This window comes from Calidithermus terrae (assembly GCF_003574345.1).
GTDB lineage: Bacteria > Deinococcota > Deinococci > Deinococcales > Thermaceae > Calidithermus > Calidithermus chliarophilus.
In genome coordinates, this window is sequence record NZ_QXDL01000152.1 from 1 (window position 1) to 10129 (window position 10129).

10 protein-coding genes are annotated in these 10129 nt (G+C 70.3%); 2 read left to right on the plus strand and 8 right to left on the minus strand.

Features of this window, described 5'->3' with window-relative positions; translation table 11 throughout:
- The 6 genes from Mterra_RS15220 to mgsA all read right to left on the minus strand — a co-directional run.
- Positions 1–293: hypothetical protein (locus tag Mterra_RS15220; protein ID WP_218022945.1), on the minus strand; the 293-nt coding region annotated here is incomplete at its 3' end.
- Between the two features lie 201 nt (positions 294–494).
- Positions 495–2450 (minus strand): single-stranded-DNA-specific exonuclease RecJ, encoded by a 1956-nt coding sequence (locus Mterra_RS15225; RefSeq protein WP_119315949.1) that lies wholly within the window; start codon positions 2448–2450, stop codon positions 495–497.
- 28 nt (positions 2451–2478) lie between these two features.
- Positions 2479–2796: a lipopolysaccharide assembly protein LapA domain-containing protein gene (locus tag Mterra_RS15230; protein WP_119315950.1), complete on the minus strand. Its 318-nt coding sequence runs from the start codon at positions 2794–2796 to the stop codon at positions 2479–2481.
- 52 nt (positions 2797–2848) lie between these two features.
- Entirely contained in the window at positions 2849–3550 is a 702-nt protein-coding gene (gene hisA, locus Mterra_RS15235) for a 1-(5-phosphoribosyl)-5-[(5-phosphoribosylamino)methylideneamino]imidazole-4-carboxamide isomerase (protein ID WP_119315951.1), read from the minus strand.
- A 294-nt stretch (positions 3551–3844) separates the two neighbouring features.
- Positions 3845–4075 (minus strand): hypothetical protein, encoded by a 231-nt coding sequence (locus Mterra_RS15245; protein WP_119315953.1) that lies wholly within the window; start codon positions 4073–4075, stop codon positions 3845–3847.
- 40 nt (positions 4076–4115) lie between these two features.
- Positions 4116–4523, minus strand: coding sequence for a methylglyoxal synthase (gene mgsA / locus Mterra_RS15250; RefSeq protein ID WP_119315954.1), 408 nt, complete (start codon positions 4521–4523; stop codon positions 4116–4118).
- A 97-nt stretch (positions 4524–4620) separates the two neighbouring features.
- On the opposite strand from mgsA, the gene Mterra_RS15255 reads away from it, so the two are divergent.
- Positions 4621–5649 (plus strand): hypothetical protein, encoded by a 1029-nt coding sequence (locus tag Mterra_RS15255; protein ID WP_218022946.1) that lies wholly within the window; start codon positions 4621–4623, stop codon positions 5647–5649.
- A gap of 43 nt (positions 5650–5692) precedes the next feature.
- Here the strand turns inward: Mterra_RS15255 and Mterra_RS15260 are convergent, their stop codons facing one another.
- Positions 5693–6943, minus strand: a complete 1251-nt coding sequence (locus tag Mterra_RS15260) for a S41 family peptidase (RefSeq protein ID WP_119315955.1) — start codon at positions 6941–6943, stop codon at positions 5693–5695.
- Positions 6944–7000: 57 nt separating this feature from the next.
- On the minus strand, positions 7001–8509 hold the full coding sequence (locus Mterra_RS15265) for a carboxypeptidase M32 (RefSeq protein WP_119315956.1): 1509 nt from the start codon (positions 8507–8509) through the stop codon (positions 7001–7003).
- Positions 8510–8635: 126 nt separating this feature from the next.
- Here Mterra_RS15265 and Mterra_RS15270 point away from each other — a divergent pair, with 126 nt between their 5' ends.
- Positions 8636–9967 carry a cytochrome P450 gene (locus tag Mterra_RS15270; RefSeq protein ID WP_170159691.1) on the plus strand — a complete coding sequence of 444 codons (1332 nt, stop codon included), beginning with the start codon at positions 8636–8638 and terminating at the stop codon, positions 9965–9967.
- Positions 9968–10129 lie beyond the last annotated feature (162 nt).

Genomic DNA, 10129 nt, shown 5'->3' on the forward strand with positions numbered 1-10129 from the left:
AGCGTGTACAGCCCCACGTTCGCCCCCACGTCCACCACCGTCTGCCCCGGCCGCAGCAGCCCCACGAACCGCGCCAGCGCCGCCTTCTCGTGGCTCCCCAGCGCGATGCTCAGCTGCGTCCGGTCCGACAGGTCCAGCCACATCCGCTGGCCCCCCACCTCCACCCAGGTCTCGCCCTTCGGCAACAGGGCCACGTACCGCCGGAACAGCCACCGCCCCAGCCCCGTCTGCCCGATGCCCACCCGGCCGAGAACCGCCGTGGCAACCTGCCCTAGTCCGATCAATGAGCGCATGCGAACACCTCTCCAAATGGTTTTTTTAAGGATCTGCGTCGTCGGGAATACACGAGCGGAAAGGAGTCAACGAATGGGGTTGGCCCGATTATAGGAAGTTACGGCCTCGAGGGGCCGACGGAGCTTACATAAGAGCCGTGTATGCCCTCCCCCCCCAGGCCTTAGCCTGTTGGGGTTAGGGAAATGCTGGCACAGGAAAAGTCAAGAAACGTGAGCCAGTAGCGATGTGTTTTCCCACCACACTGCCAGGGTTTCGGCGAGCAACTGGGATTGGCCGCTCTGGTAGGCGAAGACCAGTTGCCCGGCGAGGCCCTCCAGCCGCTGTGCCTCGGCCTTGGCCCGCAGAGCCGCCAAAGCCTTCTCGCTCAGGGCCAGCCGCACCCCTTCGACCCGCACGGGCTGCTCGGGGAGCGCGAACCAGTAAGCCGCGGCCTCGGGGCTCACGACCTCGACCCCCTGCTCGGCGAACCACTTCGCCCCCTCGCTCCCCACGTAGACTGGGGCCTTGCTCTGCAGCACCTCCTGCAGAGCCGCCCTGAAGGGCAGGGGCTCGAGCCAGCCCCTGGCCTGGTTGGCCGCGCGGTAGGCAAGGGCCCGCAGCTCGAGGCTGCGCGAGCCGTTCCAGTCGTTGTGGGTGAGGCAGGCGGCGACGTCGAGGGGGCCGGGGGGCAACTTCTCGCCGTTGTCCTTCCACTTCACCACCCGCAGCCCGCCCAGGCGGAACGACAAATGCTTGCCGCCCTCGCCCATGGTGCGCACGCCCTCGGGCTTGCCGCTGAGGAAGAACAAGGGCTCGGGGTTGCCCTCGCCGTAGGGCTCGAGCAGTTGCAGCGCGGCGTAGAGGGCCTCGAGGTCTTCGCCCTCCAGCGCCCCGTCGAGGTGGATGACCGGCTGGGGCGGGGGGAACTGCGCGGCGTAGGCACAGATGGCCTCGCGGAAGGCCGGGACCTTGTCCTTGGCGATGGCGAACCCTGCGGCCTGGGCGTGCCCGCCGTAGCGCTTGAGGTGGTCGGCGGCGGCCCGTAGGGCCCCCACCGCGCTGATGCCGGGGGTGCTGCGCACGCTGCCCTTGCCGTCGGCGATGATGAACACCGGCTTGTAGAAGGCCTCGAGCACCCGGCTCGCCACGATGCCCATCACCCCGGGGTGCCCGTCGCCGTCCTCGATGACCAGCGCGGGGGCGCTGGGGTCGAGGGTGGGCCAGATGCGCTCCAGCATCTCCTCCTCGATGCGCTGGCGGCGCGCGTTGAGCTGGGAGAGGGCGTCGGCGAGGGGCCGGGCCTGGAGGGGGTCGGCGGTGGTGAGCAGCTCCAGCGCCAGCTCGGCCCGCCCCAGGCGGCTGGCCGCGTTGATGCGGGGCGCGATGCGGAAGGCGACCTCGGAGGCGGTGTAGCTCTTGCAGTGGTCGGCGGCCAGGGCCTTGAGCCCGAGGTGCTGGGTGTCGCGCAGCTGCTCGAGCCCCCGCCGCACCAGCGCCCGGTTGAAGCCCCGCAGGGGGGCCACGTCGGCGATGGTGCCGATGCAGGCCAGGTCGGCGTACTCGACGGGGGCGGGCTTGCCCAGCATCTCGTAGATCTTCCACAGCAGCAAGAAGGCCACGCCCGAGCCGGTGGGGTGGGGCTGGCCGTCGAGCTCCGGGGTGAGCATGGGGTGCACGATCAGGCCCGGCGGCTGGTGCGGGCCGGGGCTGTGGTGGTCGGTGACCAGCACCGACACCCCGTTCTCGGTGAGCTCGCGCAGCTCGGCGTGGTTGGAGATGCCGCAATCGACGGTGATGAAGAGGTCGCAGGAGTCGATGTGCTCGGGGACGCGGTCCATCAGCACCCCGTAGCCCTCCTCGAGCCGGTGCGGCACGAAGGCGTGCACGTCGGCCCCCAGCTTGCCCAGGCCCAGCAGCAGCACGGCGGTGCCGGTGAGCCCGTCGGCGTCGTAGTCGCCGTGGACGCGGATGCGCTCGCCGCGCTCGAGGGCCTGCAGCACGCGCTTGGCCGCCTCGTCGAGGCCCCGGATGGGCAGCAGGGTGAGCGGGGGGTCGAGGTCTTGGGGGGTGCGGATGCCCCGGTTGTAGAAGATGGCCGCCGCCAGGGGCGGGACGCCCAGCTTGAGCAGGGGCTCGAGTTCGGAGCTTTTGGGCCAGGGGCGGAATTTCCAGATCATGGCACGGGGCTTTCGGGGTCGGGGTGGTTCAGGGCTGCTGGTCGCGGTCGGGGATCACGGGGATCTCCTGCACCTGGGCCCGCTTGAGGTTCTCCACCTCGCTGCGCGCCTGGCGCAGCTCACGCCAGCGCCGCCCCAGGGTGCGGCGCAGCCCCACCCACCAGGCCAGGGCGTACAGGGCCATCACCAGCGCCCCCAGCGCGAAGGAGCCGGCCAGCAGGATGCCCACGTGGACCGGCCCCCAGGGGGTGCCCAGGAGCAGCTCGGGCTGGTAGGTGAAAAGCCCCCAACTCACCGCCGCCACGGCCAGGGCGATGAGAAAGGCCAGCCAGTTGAGGACGATCATGGGGATAGTCTAACGCCAAAGGCGGGGGGCAGGGCGCAGAGCGGACTCCGGGCTAGATCCAGCGGCCCAGGTCGATCCGGCCCTCGTAAAGGGCCTTGCCGGTGATGGCCCCCTCCACCCCCAGGCGCTGCAAGCCCTCGAGGTCGGCGTCGGAGGCGATGCCGCCGCCTGCGATGAGGAACCCGGGCCAGGCCTCGCGCACCCGGGCGACGACCTCGAGGTCGAGCCCCTGCAAGGTGCCGTCGCGGCGCACGTCGGTGTAGATGAGGGTCCGCACCCCGGCCTCGTGCGTGCGCAGGGCGAGCTCGGTCACGTCCTGCGCGGTGCCCTCGGCCCAGCCCGACACCACCACCTCGAGCCCCCGCGCGTCCAGGCTCACCGCCACCCGCTCCGGCCCGAAGGCCTCGAGCATCGCCGTGAGCACCTCGGGCCGCTTGACCGCCACCGTGCCCACCACCACCCGCTTCGCGCCGAGCTCGAGCAGGCCCTGCGCCACCTCGAGGCTCCGCACCCCGCCCCCCACCTCGAAGGGCACCTCGAGCCGCTCGGCGACCCGCCGGATCACCGCCCGGTTCTCCCCCCGCCCCGTCGCCGCGTCGAGGTCAACGAGGTGCAAAAACCGCGCCCCCTGGGCCTGCCAGTGCAGCGCGGCCTCGAGGGGCTCCTCGAAGTAGACGGTCTCGAGCTCGGGCTTGCCTTCGAAGAGCCGCACCGCACGGCCTTGTTGGATGTCAACCGCAGGGATCACCAGCACGGGGGTGATTGTACCCCTCCGGGCGTTGGCGGTCAGCGGTCAGCCATCAGCCGTCAGCAGAGGGCAGAAGGCTCGTGGCTTGTGGCTCGTGGCTCGTGTCCTGTGGTAGGCCCCTCCCCGCGTTTAGGGAAGGAATATCCCCCCCGGCCCCCCTTGCTAAGGGGGCAAAGAAGGGGCGTCTTGCGTCTTGCGTTTTGCGTCTTGCGTCTTGCGTTTTGCGTCTTGCGTCTTGCGTTTTGCGTTCGGCGTACGACGTAGGACGTACGCCGTAAGGCGCGGGCCATACGACCCGCCTCACGCCTGGATCGCGGGACGCTGGATAAGGGCCTCACCGGCCTGAACCTGGGCCGCGCCCTGCTGGATGCCGATGAGGAAGCCCAGCTTCATCAGGTTGATGATCTGCTCGGTCTGGCCGGACTGCACCAATTCCTGCACGTAGTCGGCCATTCCGGGAGGGAAAGGCATCTGCCGCAAAGCTTCCCGGTTAGACTCCAGCATGTGTTGGATCCACTCGAGCGGCGTCATACCTAACACTATAGCACTCAACTTACCTGACACCTGGTATTCAGACACTTTCGGGCTCGAGGTCGTCGCGGGAGAGGTCGCTCTGCAGCCAGGCCAGCACGGCCTCGGCGGCGGCGAGGTTGCTGGCGAGGGGCACGTTGTGCACGTCGCACACGCGCATGAGGGCCTGCACGTCGGGCTCGTGGGGCTGCGCGGCGAGGGGGTCGCGCAGGAAGATCACCGCGGCCACCCGCCCCTCGGCCACCCGGGCCCCGATCTGCTGGTCGCCGCCCATCGGGCCCGAGAGCAGCGCTTCGACCTCGAGGCCCGCCTTCTGCTTGAGCAAGCGGCCCGTGGTCCCCGTGGCGATGAGGTGGTAGCAGGCTAAGAGGGCGCGGTGGTCCTTGGCGAAGGCGACCATGTCGGTCTTCTTGCCGTCGTGGGCGATGAGGGCCAGCGACTTGCTCATGCCCTCTAGCTTAACGCCCCGCCCCGAGCCGGGGCGCGCCCGCGGAATTTAGGCCCTGCCACGGTTAACCATCCGGTAAGGCGGCAGAATCGGGGGCATGCAACAGCCCCTGCGGCCTCGAGCCCGCTCCCAAGCCCCCTCCCCGCTCGGCTCCGGCGCCGCGCTGCGGTGGGGCGTCGCCTTCAGCACCCTGCTCACCGGCCTCATCTGGCTGCTGGGGGAGCGGCTCGAGCGCGTTCCCCTGCTCCCCGACCGCGGCGCGGCCTGGTACTACTGGCAGCTCCCCGACCCCACCCTCCTCACCCGCCTCTCGGCCTGGGTGCCCTACCTGCTGCACAACCTCGCCGTCTGGTACCTCATCTACCTCGCGCAGAAGCAGCGCCCGGCCTACACCGCCGGGCTGCACCCCTTCAACGTGTGGGCGCTAGCGGTCAACGGCTTCTTCGGCGCGCTGCACGTGCTGCAAACCCACCTCTTCTACGACGGGCTGGCCCAGGACGTCTCGATCTTCTCCTCGCAGGGCTCGGTGATCGTGCTGCTGGTGCTGGTGCTCATCATGGAGAACCGGCGGCGGGGGATGTTCTGGGGCAAGCCGGCCCCGCTCAGCCGGCAGGTCGTGGACTTCGTGCGCAAGTACCACGGCTACTTCTTCGCCTGGGCGGTGATCTACACCTTCTGGTTCCACCCCGCCGTCGCCACCGCCGGTCACCTGCTGGGCTTCTTCTACACCTACTTGCTCATGCTGCAGGGCAGCCTCTTCTTCACCCGCGCCCACCTCAACCGCTACTGGACCTTCGGCCTCGAGTTCTTAGTCCTCCTCCACGGCACCATCGTGGCGGTGCTGCAGGGCAACGGCATCTGGCCCATGTTCGCCTTCGGCTTCGCCGGGATCCTGGTCATCACCCAGATGCACGGGCTGGGCCTGAGGAGTTGGGCCAAGTGGGCCATCCTGGCCCTCTACTGCGGCGGGGTGATGTACGTCTACAGCGACCGGGGCTGGGCCAAGGTCAACGAGGTGATCCGCATCCCGCTGATCGACTACGTGCTGGTGTTTCTGCTGGCGGGCCTGATCAGCCTGGGGCTTTGGGTAGCCCGCAGGCTGCGCCCGGCTCGAGCCGCGGGTTAGTCCAGGCCCGGCCCTACCCCGGCCGGCCGCCGGCCAGCAGCGATCACCGGATCCCCAGCACCTCGAGCGCCTTTTCCAGCATGGGGTCGCGCCCGGTGCGGGCGATGACCTCGGGCTCGTAGGGCATCTCGACGTCGGGGGTGACGAACTCGGGCAGGGGCTCGCCGCCGGTCTTGAAGGTGCGCACGTAGGTGATGGCGATGGCCGAGCCGTCGGCGAGGGGCCAGAACTCGGTGGCGGTGTTCATCACGCCCACGGTGCGCTGCCCGATGAGGGGCACCTTGCCGAACTCCTTGAGCACGTAGGCCATGATCTCGCCGCAGGAGGCGGTGAAGCGGTCGATGAGGGCGGCGACCTTGCCGGTGAAGCGGGCGGGCTGCTCGAGGCGGTAGGGGGGGTTGGGGTCTTTGGGGTCGTTGCCCAGCACCGCGCCGTCGGCGTAGCCGAAGGGCACGGCGGCGGTCTTGGTGCGCATCTCGAGGGCGAAGTTGCCCACGAAGGCCCCCGGGGCGCTCTCGCACTCGGTCTCCTCGCCCCCGGAGTTGCCCCGCAGGTCGATGACGATGGCCCTCGCCCCCCTGGCCTGGGCCTCGCGCACCAACGCGTGCACGCGGGGCCCGACCTGCTTGTAGACGGCGAAGTCGGGGATGCGCAGCACGAACACGCCCTCGGGCACGCCGCCGGGCACGTAGAGGGTGGGGAGCACGGGCAGGGTGTAAGGCTGGCGGCGCAGGGTGAGCTCCAGGCGCTGCTCGGCCCCCTGCACCCCGCGCAGCAGGCTCAGGCGCACCGGCTGGTCGGTGTCGATGCGGGCGCGGAAGTCCTCGAGGCTGCGCAGGCCCTCGCCGTTGACCGCCTGCACCCGGTCGAAGGGCCGCACGCCCGCGAGGTCGGCGGCGCTCTGCGGCCGCACCTCGCTGATGAGCACCTTGCCGTCGAAGTAGCCCGCCATCTGGATGCCGTACACCGGCGTGGGGTCCACGCGCCCCGAGAAGCGGTCGAGGGTCTGCCGGTAGCGCTCGGGGGTGAGGAAGTAGGTGTGCCCGTCGCCGATGCCGCGCACCAGACGCGCGATGACGCCACGGGCGGTCTCGTGGCCGCAGTCGGGGTTGCCGGCGCAGAGTTGCTCGAGCTCGCGCCCGTAGCGCTCGCCCAGCGCCTTGAAGTCGGCGGGGGCGTAGCCGTAGTAGTGGGTCTCGAGCAGCCTGAGGGCTTCTTGCAGCAGGTCGCGGGCCGGGCTGCCCAGCCCCGTGCCCAGCAGCAGCGCCGCGACGATCCAGTTTCGCAAAGGCATGGGGCCAATCTAGCAAAAAGGCCCCGCGCCAACCGTGAACCGCATCCGGCCGTGCGCTCAAACGCCGTAGAGCGCCGAGAATTTGTCGCCCAGGTAGCGCACGAGGTACTCGGGGTTGAGGTCCTCGCCCGTGACGTTCTTCAAGAGGTCGCGCGGCCAGTAGCGGCTGCCCTGGTGGTGGATCCTGCGGCGCGTCCAGTCGAGGAAGGGCGCGAACTCGCCCCGCTCGAACTGGGGCTCGAGCGCCCCCAGCTCCTTCTCGGCCTGCCGGAAGAACTGCGCGGCGTAGAGGTTGCCCAGGCTGTAGGTGGGGAAGTAGCCGATGAGCCCCGCCGACCAGTGCACGTCCTGCATCACCCCGTCGGCCAGGGTGGGCGAGCAGACGCCCAGGTACTCGCGGTACTTCTCGTCCCAGGCGGCGGGGGCGTCGGCCAGGGAAAGGTCGCCGCGCAGCAGGGCGAGCTCGAGCTCGAAGCGGATCATGATGTGCAGGTTGTAGGTCACCTCGTCGGCCTCGACCCGGATCAGGCTGGGCTCGACCTTGTTGACGGCGAAGTGGAAGTCCTCCAGGCGCACGTCGCGCAGCGACTCGAAGTGCTGCTGGGCCAGCGGCCAGAAGTAGCGCCAGAAGCCCAGGCTGCGGCCGACCAGGTTCTCCCAGGTGCGGCTTTGCGACTCGTGGATGCCCAGCGAGATCTCCTGGCCCATCGGCGTGCCGTAGTGCTCGGGCAGCAGGCCCTGGCCGTAGACCCCGTGCCCCATCTCGTGCACGGTGCCGAAGAAGGCGGGGTTGAAGTGGTCCTCGAAGTAGCGCGTCGTGAGGCGCACGTCGCCGGGGCCGATGCCCATCATGAAGGGGTGGGCCACCGGGTCGAGGCGGCCGGCCTCGAGGTCGAAGCCCAGCCTGGCGATGACCTCCTTGGCGAAGGCCTCCTGCGCGGCGCGGGGGAAGTGGCGGTGCACGATGGAGACGTCGGGCCGGCGGGGGGCGTGCTCGAGGCGCTGCAGCAGCTCGACCGTGGCCTCGCGCACCCGCTTGAACACCGGCTCGAGCTGGGCCGCGGTGGCGCCGGGCTCGTACTGGTCGAGCAGCGCGTCGTAGCGCTCCTTCTCGTAGCCCAGCGCGTCGGCGACCTCGCGGGTGAGCTCGAAGATGCGCCTCAGCACCGGCTCGAAGCCCTCCCAGTCGTTCTTGGGCCGCGCCTCCTCCCACACCGCCTGCCCCTCGGCGGTGGCCTGGGCCAGCTCGACGGCCAGCCGCTCGGGGATCTTGGTCTGCTGGTCGAAGCTGCGGCGCCACTCGCGCACGTTCACCGCCTCGACGGAGGCGGGGTCGGCCACCAGCTCGGAGCCCTCCACCACCGCCAGCATCTCCCCGATGCGGGGGTCGGTGGCCCGCTGGTGCAGCAGCCGCGCCAGCGTGCCCTGCATCTTCGCCCGGTGCGCGTGCCCCTTGCGGGGCGTGTAGGCGGCCTGGTCCCACCCCGCCAGCGCCCCGAAGGCCCCCAGGTACGCCGATTCCTTGCTGTGGTTCTCGAGCCATGCGTAGGCTTCGCGTGCGGTCATGCCGCCCATGATATGGAGGGCTGAACTTCAAAGACTATGACCCGATCCGAGTTGATGACCGCGGGGACGGCGAGTTGCAGCCCAGCGCCAAATCGGCGCGGCAGGGTGGGTTATCATCCGGCACGCATGCGCCAAGCCGTGCCCGGCCCCACCCCCCGCGAGCTCCTGCCCCGCCTGCGCGAGCTCCAGCAAGACCCCCTCGAGTTCCTGCTCGAGCTCGCCCGGCGCTACGGCCCCTTCGTGCGCCTGCCCGTGCCGGGCCTCCACGTCTTCAGCATCGCCCAGCCCGACGCCGTCAAGCACGTGCTGCAGGACAACGCCCGGAACTACTCCAAGCGCACCCTGCAGTTCACCAACCTGGCCCTGGTGACGGGCCAGGGCCTCCTCACCAGCGACGGCGAGTTCTGGCTGCGCCAGCGGCGCATGGCCCAGCCCGCCTTCCACCGCCAGCGCATCGCGGGCTTCGGCGGGGCCATGACCGGGGCGGCGCTGCGGATGCTGGAGCGCTGGAAGGCCAAGCAGGACGGGGTGCTCGACCTCGACCACGAGATGATGGAGATGACCCTGGAGGTCGTGGGGCTCACCCTCTTCTCCAGCGACTTCTCGGCCGCCGCCAAGCGCATGGTCGAGGCCACGCTCACCGCCCTCGACCACGTCATCCACAAGGCCCAGAACCCCTTCGGCCCCCCGGCCTGGGTGCCCACCGCGCGCAACCGCCGCTTCCGGCAGGCCCTGGGCGTGCTGGACCGGGCCGTTTACCGCCTCATCGAGGAGCGCCGGGCCCGGGGCCAGCCCCACGGCGACCTGCTCTCCATGCTGCTCGAGGCCCGCGACGACGAGGGCCAGCCCATGACCCTGCGCCAGCTGCGCGACGAGCTCATCACCGTCATCATCGCCGGGCACGAGACCGTCGCCAGCGCCCTCACCTGGACCTGGCACCTCCTGGCCCAGCACCCCCAGGCCGAGGCCACGCTGCACGCCGAGCTCGCCCAAGTCCTGGGCGGCCGCACCCCGACCATGGAAGACCTCCCCCGCCTCCCCTACACCCGCGCCGTCTTCGAGGAGTCCCTGCGCCTCTACCCCCCCGCCTGGCTCATCACCCGCCGCGCCACCGGGCCCGACACCGTCGGCGGCTACCCCATCCCCAAGGGCTCCCTGCTGGTCCTGAGCCCCTACATCACCCACCGCCAGGCCGAGGCCTGGCCCGAGCCCGAAGCCTTCCGCCCCGAGCGCTTCCTCGAGGACGCCCGCCCCCCGCGCTACGCCTACGTCCCCTTCGGCGGCGGCCCCCGCCTGTGCATCGGCAACACCTTCGCCCTGGTCGAAGGCCAGCTCATCCTCGCGACCGTCGCCCAGCACTACCGCCTGCGCCCCGCCGACGCCAAGCCCGTCGAAGCCGCCCCCCTGGTCACGATCCGCCCCAAAGGGGGCCTGTGGGTGCGGCTCGAGCGGCGCTGAAGTCGATGGTCGATAGCCCATAGCTGATAGCCTCGTTGAAATCAATCATCCACTAGGGCCGTACCCGCCCCGCAGGCTAACTACAGCCCCACTTCCCCGTGGAAGGGCGCTCATGCCGTACTGCCCGTTCCCGGCCGGGGTGTGCGGCCCGCGCGGGAGGGG